The organism is Streptomyces sp. NPDC127106 (assembly GCF_042677605.1).
Classification (GTDB): Bacteria; Actinomycetota; Actinomycetes; order Streptomycetales; family Streptomycetaceae; genus Streptomyces.
In genome coordinates, this window is record NZ_JBHXTC010000031.1 from 67,804 (window position 1) to 87,304 (window position 19,501).

Here is a 19,501-nt window from a genome sequence, read left to right on the forward strand (position 1 = left end):
ACACCCCCCACCCCCCCCCCCCGGGCCCCCGGATGTTGGGGGGCGCGCCCGGGCGGGGGGCCCCCCTCGGGGGCCCCCCCCCTTCGCGTCTGGCGGCCCGGGCCGAAACGGTTCGGACCCTGGTGTCTACTGCTGCGGAGAGCCGAGTGCGCGTCCTACGGCCTCGCCGTTGGCACGGATCTTCGTGATCAGCGAATCGGTCAGCTCCGGGAACTTGCCAGTCGCCCGGCGTACCGCCGGAGCGCTGACCGTTCGGGCCGCCTTCTCCAGAAGGTTGGCCACGGCGACCAGCTTCATGATGTCCGCGTCTTCCATCGGATTGGGCGCGGCCGCCGGCTGTGGCGCCGGATCCGCGGGGGCCGGGGCCTCACCGGAGCCCGCGGGGGATTCCACAGGGGAAGCCGCCGAGGAGGCCGCCGGAGCAGCAGCACCTACACCCTCTTCCTGGCCAGCGTCCGCGGGGGGCTCCGTCGTCGCGGCGCCTCCCAGGCCGGCCTGAGGCGCAGGCGCGGGAGACAAGGCCTCGGGGCTCGTCCGCTGTTCGGGCGTGGTCAGGATCGCGGTGACCATGGCCATGATCTCGCTTATGGACGAGGTGTTGAGCGGCGGCAGCTGCTCGACGACGCCCGCCAGTACCGCTGCCGTCACGCGCTTCACGTTCCGGGCGACGCTGTCGTAGACGACGACGGCCTTCTGGTCGCCGGACTCCTTCGCGATGCCGGTCAGCTCCCGCACCTGGGACTCGCGGGGCTTGTACCCGAGCTTCGCGAGGGACTCGCCGATCCGCCACGCCTCGGTGAGCCGGTGCATCTGGGACTCGGAGACCTCCCAGTTCTCCCAGACGAACTCGGCGAAGTTCGGGTGCTCCTGGCGCTGCAGGTTGCCCGACTTCATCGTCTCCAGCGACTTCCCCGCGATCCAGAACGCGTTGTGGAGGTTGTTCATGCCAGCCTTGCAGGCCTCCAGGTCCGCCTGCTCCTGCGGAGACAGCGCGCCCTGCCCGGCTGCCGCGTACGGGGCGGGGATGGTGTCGAGCGTCGTGCCGGGAAGCGGTTTGACGACGACCTGGACGTCCTCTATCGCCAGGCCGACGCCGGTTCCCATGAGGCCCTTGCCGATGGGCGCGTTGGTGGGCTCGTCGTCGAAGAGTCCGCCGGTCATCCTGATGCCTTCCTGCTGTAGTCGAAGATCTCCGTGGTCAGGGCCCGCATGTCCGCGGTCAGTCCGACGATGGCATCCGGCACCACGTCCGCGACCGTCGCGCGGCCGGCTGCGACGTCGTAGCTCTTGGCGCTCGTCGGGAGCAGCTCGGCGTACTCGGAGAACAGCAGGCCCTTCTTGCGGGCGTTGCGCGCGGGCTTCTCCCGGTATCCGACGACGGTGGACAGGATCGGCGTTCCTTCGCCGAGCGTCTCCCGAATGTCGCCCTTGACCTCTTCGTGGAGTTGCGTGGCGCTGGGGTTGGAGGCGTAGAGGAAGGCGCCGGCCACGGTGAGCCAGGGGTTGAGCTGGCGGCGCACGCTCTTGAAGTTCTTGGCGATGCGCTTCATGCCGTTGATGGACGAGTCGTCGGAGCGGGTCGGGACGAACAGGTGCCGGCCGGATGCCAGGGCGAGCTGCTCCAGCGAGTCGTTCTCCGGCGCGGAGTCGAAGATGATGCGGTCGTAGAAGGGCGCGATCGGCTGGATCGCGCGAGCCAGGGAGAGAACGACGCCTACGCCCTCAGGCCCCATGAGCCGCGCCATCAGCAGCGGGATGAGTTCGCCGACGGCCTCGCCGCCGGGGACGACGTCCAGGTTGGGGCGGACGTCCTGGACCGGTCGGAGAGGGGAGCGTTCGTGGATCGCCCGGTACAGGCCCATGCCGTCCAGGACGCTCGGGCCGTCGGGCTGCCGGCCCCGGCTGTGCTTCTTCACGCCGAGGTCGTCGTCGTCCTGACTGGTGACGCAGACGAGGAGTGTCCGCTCGCCCTGCGCCGCGGCGTGCGCAGCGAGGTGCGAGGCGACGGTGCTCTTACCGACGCCGCCTTTGCCCGTCCCGATGACTTCCGAGTTCTGGGGAGGTTCGACGAGGTCCACATCGTCATTGAGCATCTGGCGCGCCCTCCTGTGCCTACGGGGACCGCGTCCCGGGGCGGCGCGGCAGCACGCATCCTGACACATGGGGTGGGTGCTGACCCGCTGTTGCCGGGGGAGCTCCCCAATTGGGGAGTCCACGCCGTTGGCCGCTGACGTCAACGTCGCAGGGGAGGACACCCGTTGATCATCAGCCAGGCTCGGCGGACCCTCTGGTGATCTCCGCCACATCGAGCGTGTCGAGCAGTGTGGGGCCATCCGCCCCGCCCCTGGGCCGCCGCGCCGTTCCCCTCCGCCCGGCCAGTCGAATCCCCGCGAGCGCCCTCGGAGCCACCCCCGCTTCCCCCTGCGGACCGATGGTGATCACTTTTCGCAGACGATCTCGCTGGTCTGGCGCCGGAACCGGGCCAACCGTCGGCGCCCCGTGAGAGTGTGAAAGCTGCTCAGGGGATGAAGTTCTGATGTGGGAGGGGCGGCACCAGTGACCGCGGGGAAGACGGCAAAGCCGATGGAACTGACCAGGACGCACCGCATCCTGATCGCGGTCGTGGTGGCCGGCGCCGTCCTCATCGCGGGCATCGGCTTCGCCGGCTCGTACGCCGCCGTGCGCGAGCTCGCCCTGAAGAAGGGCTTCGGCGACTTCTCCCTGGTGTTCCCCATCGGCATCGACGCCGGCATCTGCGTCCTCCTGGCGCTCGACCTCCTGCTGACCTGGATCCGCATCCCCTTCCCCCTCCTGCGCCAGACCGCGTGGCTGCTCACCGCCGCGACGATCGCGTTCAACGGCGCGGCCGCCTGGCCGGACCCGCTCGGTGTGGGCATGCACGCCGTCATCCCCGTGCTGTTCGTCGTCACGGTGGAGGCGGCCCGCCACGCGGTCGGCAGGATCGCGGACATCACCGCCGACCGGCACATGGAGGGCGTCCGCCTCACCCGCTGGCTGCTGTCGCCGGTGCCGACCTTCAAGCTGTGGCGCCGGATGAAGCTGTGGGAGCTGCGCTCGTACGAGCAGGCGGTCGCCATGGAGCAGGACCGGCTGATCTACCAGGCGCGGCTCCAGGCCCGCTACGGGCGGGCGTGGCGGCGCAAGGCCCCGGTGGAGGCGCTGATGCCGCTGCGCCTGGCCCGCATCGGCGTACCGCTCGCGCAGACCGCCTCCGCCGGCCTGACCGCAGCCGGCCTGAGCCCGGTCCTGCTCTCGCGCCCCGAGCCCACGCCCGTGCCGGCGGAGGAGCCGGAGTTGACGGCAGCGGCAGATGTGCCCGAGCTGCCTGCGGCCGCCCAGCCGGCCGTCGAGGAGGTCCCCACCCCCGAAGCGGAATCTCCGGCCGATGCCGAGGAGGCGGCTGCGGAGGCCACGGAGGCGGTGCCCGAACCTGCCGTCGTCGACCTGCAGAAGGCCGGGCGGGACTTCATCGGGCAGTACGGCGTGGTCCCGTCCGCGGAGCAGTTCGCGGCGTTCCTGGCGCGGGACTACGGCCTGACCGATCGGGACACCGGTGGCCTTTTGCCCGATGCCCTGCTGGAGCCAGTGCTCGCTGAGCTCCAGGCCGCAGATGTCGAAGCGGCCGTACCGCCAGCTCCCGTACCGGCGGTCGCGGAGCCGGTGACCGAAGCGCCGGCGGCTGCGGCTCCGGCGTACGAGGAGCAGCCCGGCGCGGGGGAGCCGCACCCCTTCTTCGGGGAGCAGAGCAGTGTCCGCGCACTGTCGCACCCGTCGGCCGAGCCGGTACAGCTGCCCGTCGGAGCGGTTCCCGCGCCGACGGCGTCGGTGACCGACGCGGGCCCGGCCGTGCCCGCGGGCCGTTCGTTCGAGCAGCCCGTCCTCTCGGCGCCGGCCGAGGCGGAGGGCCGGGACTGGGTGGCCGAGGTGGCCGTGTCGGGTGAGGCGACCGCCCGGGTGCCGCGCCAGCAGACCGATGAGGTGCCGGCCGAGGCGGACCCGATCCAGCGCGAAGTCGAGCTGGTGGCTTCCTGGCTGATGGAGGCCGAGGAGGCCGGGAAGAGGCTGTCGGGGGCTGAGGTTGCCCGGCGCCTGGAGGTCTCGCCGAAGACGGGCCAGCGCCGCGTGCTCGAAGCGAAGCAGCACCTGGAGGAGCAGCGTCGGCAGCAGGGCCGGGCGCACCTCCGCTCTGTCGGCAGCAGCTGACCGATTCCGCTTCGGGCACGGTGACCGGTCACCGGCTCCCGATCCCGGTCGGCCCGCGCAGTCGTCCCGCCGTGACCGATCCGGTGCGTGACCGATCGCGCAGCTGGTGCTGTGACCGATGGACGAACCCGCCCACGGCCGGCCCGTGACCGATGACCGGGCCCGCTCGTGACCGATTCCGTGACCGGTGACCGGTGACCGATCGAGGCCCGATCGGTCACCGGTCATGACCGGTCCGCGGCCATCGGTCACCCCTCCGCAGCGCCCTCGCACCCGCCCTCTGGGCAAGCCTTCACCCGGGAATCCCGAGGCTTGCCCACCCCCCAGCCAGGCTTGCCCACAGTTGCATGGACCGGTCACGAGGGGGCTTGCCCAACCCCCCACCAGGCTTGCCCAATCGGTCACGGGAGGCTTGCCCAGCTAGAGGGCAAGCCTCCCATCTGCGCTTTTAGGGCTGTGGGCAAGCCTTCGGGCAAGCCGGTCTGAGGAGTGTGTACGGCACGAGATCCGAAAGGAGACGTGCCGTGCACGACGCTTCGCACCCCGCCGCCGGCGGCGGGTACTTCGACCGGCTGGACGCCGACTGGGCCGCGCTGTGCGCGGACCCGGCCCTGCGCCAGGCGGTGACCGACTGGGTGACCGATGGCCGACTGACCGACGAGGTCGCGGCCGTGACCGATTCCTGGGCCGGCGCCTGGACGCCCGAGCAGCTCCTGGCCGCACTCCGCCCGGCGGCCGACGGCGTGACCGATTCGCTGACCGATGCCGTCCTGCGCGCCCTCTTGGAGCGAGCCGCCGGCCGTGACCGATCCGCCGTGCTCGCCGGTCGCGTGGTCGTCCAGGCGATGCTCCCCGCCGTCTTCCGCATCACCCGCGGGCAGGTCCGTATGACCGGTGGCCGCACCCGCGACGCGGTCGGTCACGTGACCGTGGCCGCCCTCTACGAAGTCGCCCGCTCCGGCCGCATCCACCTCCGCCCCGGCCGGCCCGCCGCCAACCTCACCCTCGACACCCTGCGCCGGGTCCTGGCCGAGCTCGCCGCCGAGCAGGAGCCGGCGGGGGAGGACCTCGGGGCCGCCGAGAAGATCGCCGACCCGGCGCCGGGCCCGTACGACATCGCCCGCGCCCGCACCGTGCGCGCGGCCGCCGCCGAAGCCGGCCTCCACGCGGGCCCGGCCGACGACGCCGCGAGCGCACCGGCCCGGCTGGAGCTCCTGGAGCTCCTCCTGGACGCGGTGCGCGACGGCGCCCTGTCGACCGCGGACGCGCAGGCCTTGGCCTGGCACCACGTCAGCGGCGGCCTCCCGGACGCCGAGGCCGCCGCCCGCGCCGGGACCACGGCCGGCGCCTGGCAGCGCCGGCGCTCGCGGGCCCTGGCCCGCCTCACAGCATCCCTCCAGCCCGAGGCCGCGGCATGAAGGGGACCACCGCCCCGGCCACCGTCCGCTCCCCCCTTTGGAGATGCGCCTTGACCACATCCGCCGCCGCGACGTCGCTGGACGCCGACGAGGAGCGCGTCACCCGCGCCCAGCGTCTGCTCATCCACCTCGGTGCCGCCCTCGTCGCCCACCCCTTCGACACCGGCACCCACGAGAAGCTCCGCGCCTTCCTCGACGAGGACGCCGAGCCCGTCCTCGCCTCGCTCGCCGCACTGAGCCGGCGGCCCGAAGCGGAACTCCGGCGCCGGATCGCGGAGCTGGCCGGCCACACCCTGCGCTCGGCCGGAGGCACGGCATGAGCCCCGTCCTCACCGGCCGCCGCAAGCAGGCCGCCCTGGCCGACCCGCAGCCGCCGGCTGTCCAGGAGACCGGCACCGAGCCGGACGCCGGTTGGGTCGCCGGCTGGTCGACCGGAGCGCAGGCCAACTCGGCGGCCCTGATGCGCTGGCTCGTCTGGGGCCTGATCGCACTCGGGCCGCTCATGGGCACGCTCGCCTACCTCTCCGTCCCGGCCACGTCCGCGGCCCCGGCGCCGAAGACCGCGCCGTCCGCACCGGCCGCGAGCGGCGGACAGGGCGCATCCGGGTTCGCGACCCTCTTCGTCGCCGCCTACCTGTCCGCCGGGCGCGGCGATGAGCCCCGGCTCGCCGCCTACTACCCGCCGGCGGCCAGCATGCAGCTCGATGGCGTCTCCGGCCAGCACCGGGGCGAGCAGCTGACCGTCGTCCGGCTCCGCCAGACCGACAACGCGGTCTGGTCGGTGACGGTCGCGGCCCGCGTCACCGGCGCGCAGCCGACGGCCACCCCGTCCACGCAGCCGGGCGCCTCGCCGAGTCCGGCGGCCGCGGCCGATGCGGTGCGCTACTTCCAGGTGCCCGTGGCCACCGCGCCCGGCGCCGGGGGAGCGACCGCGTACACCGCGCTCGCGCTGCCGGCCGAGGTCGCCGCCCCCGAGCGGGCCAAGGGCCCGGAGCTGGTCTACGGCGCGATGCGCCCGGCCCTGCCCACCGACCCGCGCACTCAGGCCGTCACGAGCTTCCTGACCGCCTACCTCACCAAGGGCGGCGCCGAGCTCGACCGCTACCTCGCCCCCGGCACCCGCCTGACGGCTCCGTCCCCGGCCCCGTACTCCGGCGTTGCGGTCGACCAGCTCGCGGTCGAGGGCGAGACCGGCGGCGAACCGGTCGTCTCCGTCCCCGGCGACGGCACCGCCCTGCGGCTGCTGGTCACCCTGCGGGCGACCGGTCAGGACGGGGTGCGCCTCCCGCTCACCTACGCCCTCACCCTCAAGGCCCGCGCCGGCCGCTGGGAGATCGCCAGCCTCGACGGCGCCCCGGCCCTCTCCTCACAGACTCCGGCCCCGGCTGCCTCCGGCGCCCCCGGTCCGGTACCCACCCCCACCGCATAGAAGAAGGAGCACTGTCATGCACGAGACCGTCACGCTGGCCGCGGGCTGGATCCAGACCGGCACGGGGATCGGCACCGACATCAAGGCCCTGATCTTCGACGTCGCCATCCCGGCCCTGTGCGGGATCTTCGTCGTGGTCGTCGGCTGGAAGACGAAGGCACCCGGCCCGACGATCATGGCCGTCATCTTCGCGGCGATCGTCTGGGGCCTGTCCGCCAACATGGGCGCCCTCAAGAACAAGACGACCGAGGACATCGTCCAGTACCAGTCCGGCCCGAACGCCGCACGGACCGACCAGTGAACGAGGCCACCACCGGAACCGGCGGGGGAGAGCTGGACTTCGAGCTCATCGGCCGCTGCTACACCAAGGCCAGGCGCGCGCCGCTGGTCCACGGGGTGATCCGGGACGTCAACGGCGGCCGGGGGATCCGACTGCCCGGCGGCCCCTACACCCTGACCCAGCTCGCCGGGATCGTCGCCACCGTCGCCGCCCTGATCCTGACCCGCCCCGTCTGGGGCGGCAACGGCTGGCTCGACGTCGCGGTCCTCCTGGTGCTGCCCGCGGTGGTGGCCTTCGTCCTGCGCCACCTCCACATCGACGGCCGCAACCCCGCGGCCGCCCTGCTGAGCATCGCCCTGATGCTGGCCGCGCCGAGGCGCGGCCAGCTCCGCGGCCGTACCTACCGGACGCCCCGGCCCACCCGCGGAGACACCCGCATCCACCTCCCCGCCGAGGAACCCTCCGCCGGCGCCCCGCAGAGCGATGCCGCCCCCGCACCCGAGCCCCGCCCCAGGCCGGCCCGCCACCGGCCTCCGGCGCCCGCCGCCCAGCCGCCGACACCCGCCGGGCCTTCCACGTCCGCCGCACCTGCCGCGCCGGTGGCCTCGGGGGTGCAGGCCCTGCTCGCCCGCCGCGCCCCCACGAACCGCACCTGATTGGAGACCTGACGATGCGCCTGCCGATCCGGCACGTCCAGAACAACCTGATCTTCACCACCCACGGCACCGTCTGGGCCGTCTGGCGCGTCGCCGCGACCAACTACTCCCACGCCCCCGCCGTCGTGAAGAAGCGCCGCCTCAAGGCCCTGGAGGGCCTGTTCAAGGCGATGACCGGCGAGCCGATGCTCATGAGCCTGTGCCCGCAGATCGACCCGACCGCCGTGGTCCGCGCCATGGTCGACGACATCGACCTGGAGCGCGCGCCGCGCTACGAGAGCCTCGGCCACGCGGTCCTGGACCAGCTGGAGGACATGGAGCTGACCGGGCGCACCGACTGGCTCGCGCTCCCGCTGCCCCCGCTGAACCAGAAGGACGCGGTGCTCTCCGCGTTCCGGGCGGCGCGGGCGGAAGTCTCCCTGCAGCTCGGGCTGATGCCCGCGGTCGTCACCGACGCCGAGGTGCGCCGGCGCCTGGAGCAGGCCCAGCGGATCCAGGCCCAGTGGCCCACCGGGGTCTCGATGAGGCCGGCGTCCGAGGCGGAGATCCTGTGGATCTACGGCCACTCGGCCCGCCGCGGGCTCGCCGAACCGTTCCTCCCGGACGGCACCGAGACCCCGGTCCACGGCCGGGGCCGCAACGTCGCGGCGCTGGGGGAGATCCTCGTCGGCGAGGGCGGTATCGACTTCACCAGCGGGCCCGCGCTGCCGGCGAACCCCTTCACCCGGCGGTTCCTCCAGGTCTCCTCCGAGTGGGGCGACTCCTACCAGGCCCTCCTGGCGCTCTCCGAGATGCCCGAGGCCTTCGCCCTCCCCGGCGCGGCCTACCTCCAGCAGCTCGACGACCTGGCCTACCCCGTCGACTGGACCGCCCGCCTGGTCATCGTCCCCGGCTCGAAGGCCGAGCCCAAGGTTCGCAAGCGCGCCCGCCACCTCAAGGCCCAGGCCGCCGAGTACGAAGGCGACCCGGCCGGCCCGCCCGCCGCCGTCGCCCGCAACCAGCAGGACAACGAGGAGTATCACGAGCGGCTGACCGCGAACCGGCGCGAGGTGGAGATCCGCGCCATGGTCACCCTCGCCGTCTGGGGCGACAGCCCCGACGACGCCATGGACCGAGCGGCCGCCCTCGCGAGCGACTTCGGATCCACCGACTACACCTTCTCCCGCCCGGCAGGCGAGCAGGCCAACCTGTGGCAGGCGATGCTGCCCGGCTGCCGCACCCCCCGCGTCATGGCCGGCTACGCGCAGATCCTCCTCGCGCGGGACTTCGCGATGGCCATGCCCTGGTGCGGCTCCCAGCTCGGCGACGAGCGAGGCGGCCTCTACGGCCTCCAGGTCGCCTCCGGCGGCGCCCGCCCCGTCCTGATCGACCCCGCCCGCGGCCCCCGCGAGAACGCCTCCGCCTCCATGGCCTGGCTCGGCGAGCTCGGCGCCGGCAAGTCGGTCGGCATGAAGGGAGCCGTCTACAACGTCCTCGCCCGCGGCCACCAGCTCGGCCGCCCCGGCTCCCGCGGCCGCGCCGTCATCGTCGACCGCACCACCGACCAGGAATGGGCGCGGTTCGCGAAGGCCTGCCCCGGCACCACCCAGCTGATCCGCATCGACCACACCGCCGAGGTCTCCCTCGATCCGCTCCGCCTGTACCGGGAATCCAGCCCCGAGGTCGCGGCGCGCTTCACCGAGTCCTTCCTGACCCTGCTGCTCGGGGTGCGGCCGATGGACCTTGAAGGCGTGGCCCTGTCGGAGGCGGTCCAGGCCGTCCTGTCCCGGCCGGAGCCGTCCATGCGCGCCCTGATGGAGGAGCTCACCGCGCGCGGCGCCGGTGACGCGGCCGCGCAGGGCCTGGCCCGCAAGCTCGCCTCGGTCGCGCGCAAGGACCTCGCGCGGGTGGTGTTCGACGAGACGCTGCCGGTCGTCGACACCCAGCGCGCCGACAGCGTGGTCTTCCTCGTCAGCGCGCTGCAGCTGCCCAAGAAGTCCGAGCTCGCCAGCGAGCACCGCGTCCAGCGGCTGGAGTTCGAGAAGGTGCTGGGCCGGGCCCTGATGTACCTCATCGCCGCCGTGTCCCGCGAGACCGCGATGCGCAGCAGGGACGAGTTCGCGGTCACCGTCTTCGACGAGTGCTGGTGGCTGACGAGCTCGGACGAGGGACTGGAGCTGCTCCTGGAGCTGCTGCGCGACGGCCGCAAGCGCAACGCCGCCGCGTACGTCGGCAGCCACGACGCCAACGACATCGGCCCGTCCGACAGCGAGAAGGGCGTCATCGTCCGCGGCCTCATCCCGCACCGCTTCATTTTCCGTCAGACCAGCCGCACCCTGGCCGCCCGCTCCCTGGAGTTCCTCGGCGTGGACGCCACCGACACCGAGCTGCTGGACCTGGTCACCGGTGGGCTCTCGCCGCTCGGCCTGCCCGAGGACCAGCGCCGGGCCCGCGCGGGGGAGTGCCTCTACCGCGACCTGGCCGGCCGCATCGGCCTCATGCGCGTCCTCATCCCCCGCGACCGTGCCATCGAGCGCGTCATCCACACCACCCCGACGAGCGAGCAGGCGGCGGCATGAGGACCCCGCGCGCTCCGTTCAAGCGGCTGCGCCTGCTCGGCACCGCCCGACTGCGCCTCGCCCTGCTCGTGGCGGCGCTCGCCGCGACCGCCTTCACGATGCTCACCTCGCTGCCGGCGCTCGCCGAGCCGAGCCCGACCCCGACGCCCACCAGCCCCCCGACGAGCAACCCCCTCACCCCGAACCCGCCCGGGACGCGTACACCGACCCCGGAGGAGCTCGCCGAGATCGAGAAGATCATCGCCGACCTCAACAAGCGGCTCTCCGACAGCATGCAGGAGGCGTACCTCAAGGCGGAGGAGGAGCGCCTGCGCGCGCTCCTGCCCGACGAGGGCGGCGTCCTGGCAGTCTTCAACGTCACCGACGAGCGGAACCTGCCGATCTCCGCCTACACCGTCAAGAGCGACACCGGGGGCCTGACCGACTGGGACCTCGGGATCCAGAACCTGATCACCGAACTCGCCTTCATGATCACGAAGTGGGTCATCGCGTTCTGCTGCTGGCTCATCGTCTGGGCCCTGGGGTTCGGCCTCGCCAAGCTGCTCCTGGCGCCGGTCCTGTCCGTCGCCAACTCCCTGCACACCCAGGTCATCCTGCAGATGGGGCTGCCGTCCCTGTTCCTGTCGGTGTGCGCGCTGATCGCGGTCATCCGCATCTTCTTCGGAGACCGGGCGAAGGGATGGGGCGACGCCGCCCTGTCCCTCCTGATCGCCGCGCTCACCGCCACCCTGCTCTCCTCGCCCCCGCAGCTCCTCCTCGGCGAGCAGGACGGCGCCGTCGCCGCCGCCCGCGGCCTGGCCCTCGAAGTCGCCGACATCATCCTCGACGCCAACCCCGGCCCGAAGGAGAAGGCCCCCGACGACGAAGACTCCGCCAGCAGCCGCGCGCTCTCCCGCCCGCTGACCAACGCGCTCACCGACGCCTTCATCGTCAAGCCGGCCATGCTCCTGCAGTACGGCCGGGTCTTCGAAGGCGACTGCGCGAAGAAGTACTCCGACACCAAGATCACGCAGCTCGCCTACGACCGCGCGATGAACAAGCAGATGGAGACGCTGAAGAAGTACAACTCCTACCGGGCCTGGATCGACCCCACCGGCGCGCAGATCACCGAATGGACCCTGCCCCTGGCCAAGCAGTGGGCCCTGGACCACTTCGGCAACCCGCCCATGGAGCAGTTCGAGAAGGACTGCGTCAAGGGCGACGTCCAGGCGGCCAAGCGCGCCTCGATGGACAAGGTAGGCGGCGCGATCTTCCTCCTCGTCGCGGCGCTGATCGTCACCGTGCTGATCGCCGGGCTCACCGGCAGCTTCCTCGTCGCGCAGTGCCGCATCGCCTGGGACGCCGTAAGGGCCGAACCGGCGCTCGTGGCCGGCCTGCTGCCCGGCGCCGGCCGCGGCTACCTGTGGGACTGGGCGGCCTCCGTCCTGCACTCCCTCGGGCAGCTCCTCGCGTCCATCATCGGCCTCGCCGTCCTCATCCTCATCGTCCAGGCCGTCCTCGACCCCGTGCAGCAGGACTGGGGCAACGAACTCACCCTGCGCTTCCTGGCCGTGGACATCGTGTGCATCGGCGCGATCAAGAAGCGCAAGGCCCTCACCGTCAAGTCCAAGCAGGCAGCGGCCAAGTGGCGCGACAAGATGTCCTCCGGCCGCATCGGCGGAACCAACGGCAGCGCACTCGCCCCGTCTTCCACCCCGGTGGTAAAGAACCAGTCGATCGCGCGCAAGGTCACCCGCGGCGCGGTCCGCACCGCGATGGTCGGCGTCGCCGTGGCCTCGGGCAACCCGATCGCCGCCCTCGGCTACGCCACGAGCTCCAGCGTCAGCACCGTCGCGCTGATGAACCGCATCCAGTCCGGCGGCAACGGCGGCGGCCGCCGTCCGGCCCGGCCCGCTGGCCAGCCCCAGCCCCAGCCCCAGCCCCAGCCCCAGCCCCAGCCCCAGCCCCAGCCCCAGCCCCAGCCCCAGCCGGGTAACGCCGGCACGCCGGGCCAGACACCCCCTGTCCCTCCGCAGAACCCGCCCGCGCAGCCGCCCGGCTCCCCGGCCCACCAGCTCCCCGGCGGCCCCGCGCACAACCTCGCCACCAGCAGCCAGGCGGTCACCGTTCCCAATCAGCTCCCGGGAGGCCCGGCGGTCAACCTGGCCAACGGCAACAGCCAGGCGCCCACCACACCGAACCAGCCCAACGCGCAGGCCACCAGGCGTCACCAGCCCCGCCACCAGGTCCCCACCCAGCCCGCGAACTCGCCGCGCCAGCAACAGCTGCGCCAGCGCCTGGACCGTGGCACCCCCCGCCAGCCCGGCACGCGCCGGGTTCCGGCCGCGACCCCGCGGCGGCCCAGCGACGCGACCCTGAGCCGTAACGAGGAGCGGGAGCTGAACCTGCGTCGCCGTCGGCAGCGCCGGTCATGAAGAAGAAGTTCAAGGGGTGGCTGGCCGGCCTCGCCGGCCTGCTCGGCCTGGCGCTCGTCCTGCTCGCCGCCGTCGGCGCCCACGTGGCCGGCCTCGGCCAGAGCGAGGCCGAGGCCGCCGCGGCGGCCAGCTGCCCCGCCGGCGGGCAGCCTGGCCTCGACCCGGACACAGCCGAGATAGCCCGCAAGGTCAAGGAGATGCTCGCCGGCAGCGGCGACGTGAACGTGCCCGGCCTGTCCGAGCCCAAGAAGCAGATCCCCAATGCCAAGGTCATCGTCGCGACCGGCATCCAGAAGCGGGTGCCGGCCCGCGGCCAGGTCGTCGCCCTCGCCACCGCCCTCCAGGAGTCCACCCTGATCAACCTCGACCACGGCGACCGCGACTCTCTCGGCCTGTTCCAGCAGCGCCCCTCACAGGGCTGGGGAACCCGCGAGCAGATCATGGACCCCGTCTACTCCTCCGGGAAGTTCTACGACGGCCTGGTGAAGATAAAGGACTGGGAGCAGATGCCCGTCACCGTGGCCGCGCAGAAGGTCCAGCGCTCCGGATTCCCCGACGCGTACGCCAAGCACGAGCCGCTCGCGACCGCCCTCCAGCAGGCCATCGCCCCCACCCTCGGCGCCGCCCCCGCCGGCCCCATGCCGGGCCAGCCCGGCATCGGCGGCTTCGGCCCGGGACGGTGCGCCGGACAAGGCGGCGGCAACGTCGACTTCGGGAACATCCCGCCCGGGTCCCTGCCCGAGGGCTACCAGATCCCGGCGAACGCGCCGATGCAGGTGCAGACCGCGATCCGGTGGGCGCTCGGCCAGCTCGGCACCATGTACCAGTGGGGCGGCAGCTGCACCAACCCCCACGGCCCCAACGCCTCGGAGCGGTGCGACTGCTCCTCCCTGACCCAGCGCGCGTACGGTGTGGCCGGCAAGGAGATCACCCGCACCACCTACACCCAGATCAACGACGGCCACGTAGTCCCCACGAACGCGATCCAGCCGGGCGACCTGCTCTTCGCCGTCGGCTCCGCCTCCCGCCCCGAGCACGTCGCCCTGGCGATCGGCTACGGGTACGTGGTGCACGCGCCGAAACCGGGCCGCGTCGTGGAGGTCGTCAAGCAGGACAGGTTGGGCCCGATCCTTCTGGTCGTGCGCGTCGTCTGATGAAACGACGGTGCCCGGCCCGGACGTCCGCGGGGCGGGCACCGGTCAACTCGGTCAGCGCGGGCACCAGCAACCCCCAATCGTCAAGGAATCGCAAAGCATTCGGGCGCGGTGTCTGGATCGGCCTCGAATTCTTACTTGGTCCAGGTGAAGGGCTTCTTCCCACCACCCTGGAGGAACCGTGCACCACACCGCCCCGCCCCGGCCGACCCCTGGCCGGCCGACATGAACCTCCCGGACCTCCCGGTCGACGAGCTCCTCGCCCAGCTCCAGGCCGTCCTGAGCGCGGCCGCGCCGTACCTGGTCGCCCTCGGCGTGCTCGGGGCGGCGGTGTGGGTGTGGTGGACGATCCGGCGCGCGGCACTCGTCCGGGAAGCGCTCGCCGACCGAGTCCAGGTCGAGGTCATCCCGACCGCCACCTTCGACCCCGGCGAAGGGGAAGTCGGACGCTGGGCCCGCCAGCTCGGCCGCGTCCACCACGCGGCTGACGGCGTCCCGGCCCGTGGCTCCGCGGTACGCCTGCGGTACACCGCCGTGGAGGGGAAGATGCGCTGCTACATCGAGGGCCCGGCGGCCGCGGCCGCGGTCCTGAACATGCCCGGCTTCGCCGAGGTCGAGGTCCGCACCCAGCACGGCCAGGCCGACATCCGCCCCGTTCACTTCACCGGCCCGGGAGGAACTCCGTGACCGCCGTCATCTCCCTGGCCAAGCCGGCGCAAGTAGCCGCCGCTCCGGCGAGCGCGCGCCGGTACGTGCAGCGCGCCGAACTCGCCCTGGGCCTGCCCGACTACAAGGCCCTCGCCTCCCTCGGCCTGAACCCCGACCCGCTCCAGCAGCTGGCCGCCGCCATGGCCTCCGTCCGCACCGAAGACGGAGAGAAGGCCGAAGCCGTCTTCGACCTGGTCCCGGTCTCCGAGCAGCGCCTGGCCCGCCGCCGCCGGCGCCTGATGGCCCGGGCCGCCCGCCGGGGCCCCTCCGCGTACGGCGAGCGCCTCACCGGCGGCCTCGGCGGAGGCGGCTTCTGGGGCTCGATGACCTCTGCCTGGTCCGGCGGCGCCGGGGCCTCCAACCGCGCGGAGCGGATCCCGCGGCAGACCGACCTGCGCGACGGCGTCGGCAAGCTCGAACCGGGCGCGGGCGCCGTGTTCGCGGTACAGATCCTGCTGCGTACCGAGGCCGCGCACCCGCAGCTGGCCCTGGCCCGGATGCACCAGCTGATCGCCGCGCTGTCCATGACCTCGGGGGAGAACTACCTCAAGACCCACCGGCCCCGGCGCTGGTCCATCGGCCGCTTCGAGCGCCGCTTCGCGACCGGCGAGTTCGCACCGCGCCGCCGGCAGTGGCTGACCGTGCCCGAGCTGGCCGGCTGGCTCAAGCCCCCGACGGTGAAGTGCACCGCCTCCAGCGTGGTGCGCTCCGGCGGCCTGGTCCCGCCGGCCCCGGCAGACCTGCCCGTCTACACCGGTCAGCGCGACCTCATCCCGCTCGGCGCCGTCGTCTACCCCGACGGCCGCGAGCGGATCGCCGCCGCACGCGTGCAGGACCTCCTGTTCGGCCTCCAGCTCGGCAAGGCCGGCCACGGCAAGACCGAGGAAGCCCTCGTGCAGTGCATCGCGATGGCGCACTCGGGCTACGGCTGCTGGTTCCTCGACCCGCACGGCGAGGGCTGGGCCCGCGCCAAGCCCTACCTCGCCCACCCGGACATTCTCGACCGGCTCTGGGAAATCAACCTCGCCAAGGCCGACCCGGACCAGCCCGTCGTCTCCTGGAACCCCCTGTCGATGGAGGGGCGAACCCAATCCGACGTCCAGGACATCGTCCGCTCCGTCACCGAGGGCATCGCCGCAGCCCAGGACTGGGGCGACAACGCCCCGCGCGCCCGCACGATCCTGGCCCGGGCCTCCCAGGCCCTGGCCCTGCTCAACCTCCAGGCCGTCCAGGCCGGCCACCCCGAAGCGCAGTGCACCCTCTTCCAGCTGCGCACCTGGCTCACCGACGAGGACTGGCGCGAGCGGCTCCTGCCCAAGCTCCCGGCCCGCGTCCGCGCGTACTGGGAGACGACCTTCCCCAAGCTCGGCCCGGACGCGGTGCCCACCGTCACCTATGCCATCGACCGCCTCGACACCAGCCAGAGCCTCCAGGGCTTCTTCGGCAGCCCCCGCTCCGCGTACGACGTCCGCCACGCGATGGACACCGGCAAGGTCGTCTTCGTCTGCCCGTCCGGCAGCGAGAGCGACGCCCTCGTCAGCTGCCTGCTCATCCACGACCTGCACCGCGCCGGCCTCTCCCGGCAGGACACCCCGCGCGAGCAGAGGAAGACGTTCTGGGCCTGGGGCGACGAGCTCACCGCGCTCGACAGCAGCAGCAAGGGCTTCCTCGCCGCCATCGCCGAGCAGCTGCGCAAGTACGAGGTCCGCTTCATCGGCATGACGCAGATGGTGCTCCGCCTGTCCGCCATCACCCGCCAGGCCCTGCTGCAGAACCAGAGCTGGCTGAGCACCTGTGCCGCGGACTACGACGAGGCCGCCTTCGTCGCCAAGCGCTGGAACGGCCACGTCAGCCCGGAGACGATCACCGAGCTCCCGAAGTACCACTACGTGATGTCCGTGAATCTCAACGGCGCCCGCACCACACCCTTCCGGGTCCGCGGCCTGCCCGTGGACCAGATCTTCGCGCACTACGAGAACCCGGCCGGCATCCCCGCCCTCGACCAGGCGATCGACACCAACCTCAACCGCCGTCCCCTCGGCGACATCCTCGCCGACCTCGAAGAGCTCGACGCCGTCGTCGTCGCCCACCACACCGGGCGGCGCCCCGGCGGTCCGAGCACCGGCGACCCCACCAGCGTCATCGACTAGAAGAAGGCGAGAACCTCATGCCCTACCCGCACTCCGCCCCCACCGGGCTGGGCCAGGTCGCCCAGCAGGCCGCCCAGGTCCTCTACCAGCACCGCCTGGTCTCCACCATGCAGCTGCACCGGCTCATCACCCCGCACCACACCCGCTCCGAGTTCCTGCGCCGACAGCTCCACACCCTCCGCCAGGCCGGCTTCGCCGAAGCCGTCGGCCGACGCAGCGCCGGCCAGACCCAGCTGCTGTGGTGGCTCACGGAGAAGGGAGCCCAGTCCGTCGAGGCCGTCGGCCTGCTCCAGCCGCGCGCCTACCGGATGAGCCAGGAGGCCGCCCTCGGCCCACTGCAGGAACACACCCTCGCCGTCGTCGAGACCGGAGCGGCCTTCGTCGAGCACGCCCGCCGCCTGGGCCACGAGTGCGGGCCCCTGGACTGGTCACCCGAGATCGCCCACTACTACCGCGACGAGGCCCGGCCGGGGGAGGAGCTGTGCCTCGTCCCGGACGCCGTCCTCAACTACGTCCACACCGCCGGCAAGCAGCGCACCCTGCTCACCTTCTTCGTGGAAGTCGACCGGACCCAGATGACGATCGCCCGCCTCGCGCAGAAGCTGCACGCCTACGCGGCTTACCACGAGTACGCACCCCAGCCCCAGGCCGCCAAGGGAGCCCGCGGGCCCCGGCGCCAGGCCGCGATGCCGGCCTGGCGATACCGCTACCCCGCCTTCCCCCGGCTCCTTCTGGTGTTGGCCGGGGCCTCCGAGGACCGCCTCGCCCGCCGGATCGCCGACCTGCGCAGCCTCGCCGCCAGCGACCCCGCGCTCGCCTCCACCCCGCTGCGGGCCGCCGTCACCACCCTGGACCAGCTCCGCGCACACGGCCCTTTCGAGCCCGTCTTCACCCCGATCCTCGGCCCCGCGGAACCCGTGGACGCCTGGATCAGGGGCCCAGTGGCGGCTGCTGCCTGAGAAGGCCGAGAGGGGCGGGAAGCCTGGCCTCCCGCCCCTCTCAACGTGCATCTTTCCTGTGGAGCACAGTGTGATGAAGTCCCGCGCCGATCACCTTTCCCAGAGGGAAACGTGTCGTGCAGTGAGCATCGTCATGCTGTGCGCCTGAGCGGCACTACGTTGCTCCGCTCCGGCTCGGCCACCGGGCCGAGACCGTAATACGTGACGTTGCCGTGGCGCTGGGCCACCCGCAGCCAGCCGGCCTTCGTGAGCACCGGTAGCTGCTTGCTGAACGTGGTGCGGTTCATGTCGATCGCCTCGGCGATCTCCTGCCCCGTCATCACCACGCCGTAGTCGAACTCCGGGTCCTTCCGCGCGGTCAGGTAGAACGCCACCACCCGCATCTGGGGATGCGGCAGGGACAGAGTCCGACTCAGAACGACGGGGTCGATCCCATCGCCGACGAGCGGGTAGCTGCTCATGCTGTGCGTCCTTCCTTCTCCGGCATTCCGGGGAGTACAGGCAAACGGTACGAGGCAGCGTCCTGCTGCTGCTGCTCACCGCCCGCCCGTGAGGCGTGGTGTGCGGTCGCCCGGTAGTAGATGGTTCGCCCGTGTCGCTCGGCCTCGAAGAGCCATCCGCCCTTGGTGAGCTTCTTGATCGACGATGCCACGGTTCGGGTCGTGATGCCGAGGTAGTCGGCCATCTTCTGCCGGGGCCAGCGCAGTACGTCTCCGCGCTTCTCGGGACCGTGCACATGAAGAGCGAGCACGTCCCGGTCCGCGGGCGTCAGCCCGGACTCCTTGCTCAGGATGGCAAGGCCGGTTCGGTTGCTTACTGCAGTGAAGCCTCCTGGGAAGTTGTAGGGGGTGGTCGTCCGTGAGTCGGCGTCCAGTTCTTCGAGCTCCTGGATCACGCCGGTGTCGCGGTCGGCGAAGCGCCGTACGCGCGCGGGTTGTGCCGGCATGGCAGCGAGGCGCACCTTTCCCCTCGGGAACAGTAATCCGAAGATCATTGCACGACACTGTTCCTCAGAACAACACTGCGCGCGTCCCCCGATCTCGGTTGTTTCTAGGGCAGTTCGGACATCGAAGAATGATGAAACCAGAGACACCTCACTGTGCTCAGTGAGCACATCTCTACGTCTCTCGCTTCATCATGTAATGCAGTCAGAGACCCTTCAGCGGAGGGCGTTTACGCAGGTCAGATGCCATTTCGCTTCGGCGCCCTCTATATGCGGTGTACCTGAGCAGGACTCACCAACCCTTGCCCCCGCTGTTGGTGCCCGTGCATCCGCCCGCCGCACGCGCTCCACAACCGCCAGCAGGGACGGGGAGCCTCTGCTCCTGCCGCCCCGGCAGTCCTGGGCCACATCGGACCTACGGCCCGATACCCGGGGGGACCAGCCCCCCGGACCCCCCGCCAGCGCCCAGGCCGCGCTGGACCGGCCGTGGCGGGGGGGGGGGGCCCCCCCCCCCCCCGCCCCCCCCGGGCGCCGCCCCCCCCCCCCCCCCCGCCCCGCCCCCCCCCCCCCCCCCCCCCCCCCCCCGCCCGCCGGCGGGGCCCCCCCCC

At 72.5% G+C, this 19,501-nt stretch carries 16 protein-coding genes; 12 read left to right on the forward strand and 4 right to left on the reverse strand.

All coding sequences use genetic code 11. The features are described 5' to 3' along the window. Nucleotides 1-126: 126 nt before the first annotated feature. Entirely contained in the window at nt 127-1,161 is a 1,035-nt protein-coding gene (locus tag ACFVGY_RS24170; RefSeq protein ID WP_385680652.1) for a hypothetical protein, read from the reverse strand. After that, on the reverse strand, nt 1,158-2,093 hold the full coding sequence (locus ACFVGY_RS24175) for a ParA family protein (protein WP_385680653.1): 936 nt from the start codon (nt 2,091-2,093) through the stop codon (nt 1,158-1,160). The genes ACFVGY_RS24170 and ACFVGY_RS24175 overlap by 4 nt, the downstream gene beginning before the upstream one ends. 490 nt (nt 2,094-2,583) lie before the next feature. On the opposite strand from ACFVGY_RS24175, the gene ACFVGY_RS24180 reads away from it, so the two are divergent. From ACFVGY_RS24180 to ACFVGY_RS24235, 12 genes are all read left to right on the forward strand, one after another. Next, a complete protein-coding gene (locus ACFVGY_RS24180) occupies nt 2,584-4,224 on the forward strand; it encodes a DUF2637 domain-containing protein (protein ID WP_385680655.1) in 1,641 nt (546 codons plus the stop codon). A 524-nt stretch (nt 4,225-4,748) separates the two neighbouring features. Beyond that, nucleotides 4,749-5,642 carry a hypothetical protein gene (locus ACFVGY_RS24185; protein WP_385680656.1) on the forward strand — a complete coding sequence of 298 codons (894 nt, stop codon included), beginning with the start codon at nt 4,749-4,751 and terminating at the stop codon, nt 5,640-5,642. A 50-nt stretch (nt 5,643-5,692) separates the two neighbouring features. Next, a complete protein-coding gene (locus tag ACFVGY_RS24190; protein WP_385680658.1) occupies nt 5,693-5,962 on the forward strand; it encodes a hypothetical protein in 270 nt (89 codons plus the stop codon). Further along, nucleotides 5,959-7,071 carry a conjugal transfer protein gene (locus ACFVGY_RS24195; protein ID WP_385680660.1) on the forward strand — a complete coding sequence of 371 codons (1,113 nt, stop codon included), beginning with the start codon at nt 5,959-5,961 and terminating at the stop codon, nt 7,069-7,071. The genes ACFVGY_RS24190 and ACFVGY_RS24195 overlap by 4 nt, the downstream gene beginning before the upstream one ends. A 16-nt stretch (nt 7,072-7,087) precedes the next feature. Further along, nucleotides 7,088-7,372 (forward strand): hypothetical protein, encoded by a 285-nt coding sequence (locus ACFVGY_RS24200; RefSeq protein WP_365195546.1) that lies wholly within the window; start codon nt 7,088-7,090, stop codon nt 7,370-7,372. Next, nucleotides 7,369-8,007: a hypothetical protein gene (locus ACFVGY_RS24205; protein ID WP_385680662.1), complete on the forward strand. Its 639-nt coding sequence runs from the start codon at nt 7,369-7,371 to the stop codon at nt 8,005-8,007. Before ACFVGY_RS24200 ends, ACFVGY_RS24205 begins: the two co-directional genes overlap by 4 nt. 14 nt (nt 8,008-8,021) lie before the next feature. Beyond that, entirely contained in the window at nt 8,022-10,565 is a 2,544-nt protein-coding gene (locus tag ACFVGY_RS24210; RefSeq protein ID WP_385680664.1) for an ATP-binding protein, read from the forward strand. Then, complete coding sequence (locus ACFVGY_RS24215; protein WP_385680665.1) at nt 10,562-12,979, forward strand: hypothetical protein; 2,418 nt, start codon at nt 10,562-10,564, stop codon at nt 12,977-12,979. Before ACFVGY_RS24210 ends, ACFVGY_RS24215 begins: the two co-directional genes overlap by 4 nt. Then, entirely contained in the window at nt 12,976-14,133 is a 1,158-nt protein-coding gene (locus ACFVGY_RS24220) for a C40 family peptidase (RefSeq protein ID WP_385680667.1), read from the forward strand. Before ACFVGY_RS24215 ends, ACFVGY_RS24220 begins: the two co-directional genes overlap by 4 nt. A gap of 225 nt (nt 14,134-14,358) precedes the next feature. Next, nucleotides 14,359-14,820 carry a hypothetical protein gene (locus ACFVGY_RS24225; RefSeq protein WP_385680669.1) on the forward strand — a complete coding sequence of 154 codons (462 nt, stop codon included), beginning with the start codon at nt 14,359-14,361 and terminating at the stop codon, nt 14,818-14,820. Then, a complete protein-coding gene (locus ACFVGY_RS24230; protein ID WP_385680671.1) occupies nt 14,817-16,991 on the forward strand; it encodes an ATP/GTP-binding protein in 2,175 nt (724 codons plus the stop codon). Before ACFVGY_RS24225 ends, ACFVGY_RS24230 begins: the two co-directional genes overlap by 4 nt. Before the next feature lie 17 nt (nt 16,992-17,008). After that, on the forward strand, nt 17,009-17,950 hold the full coding sequence (locus ACFVGY_RS24235; protein ID WP_385680673.1) for a replication-relaxation family protein: 942 nt from the start codon (nt 17,009-17,011) through the stop codon (nt 17,948-17,950). A gap of 131 nt (nt 17,951-18,081) precedes the next feature. On the opposite strand, the gene ACFVGY_RS24240 is transcribed toward ACFVGY_RS24235, so the two are convergent. Together ACFVGY_RS24240 and ACFVGY_RS24245 are read right to left on the reverse strand one after the other, a co-directional pair. Beyond that, complete coding sequence (locus tag ACFVGY_RS24240) at nt 18,082-18,411, reverse strand: winged helix-turn-helix domain-containing protein (RefSeq protein WP_280920247.1); 330 nt, start codon at nt 18,409-18,411, stop codon at nt 18,082-18,084. Then, a complete protein-coding gene (locus ACFVGY_RS24245; protein WP_385680675.1) occupies nt 18,408-18,896 on the reverse strand; it encodes a hypothetical protein in 489 nt (162 codons plus the stop codon). The genes ACFVGY_RS24240 and ACFVGY_RS24245 overlap by 4 nt, the downstream gene beginning before the upstream one ends. Between the last annotated feature and the right edge of the window lie 605 nt (nt 18,897-19,501).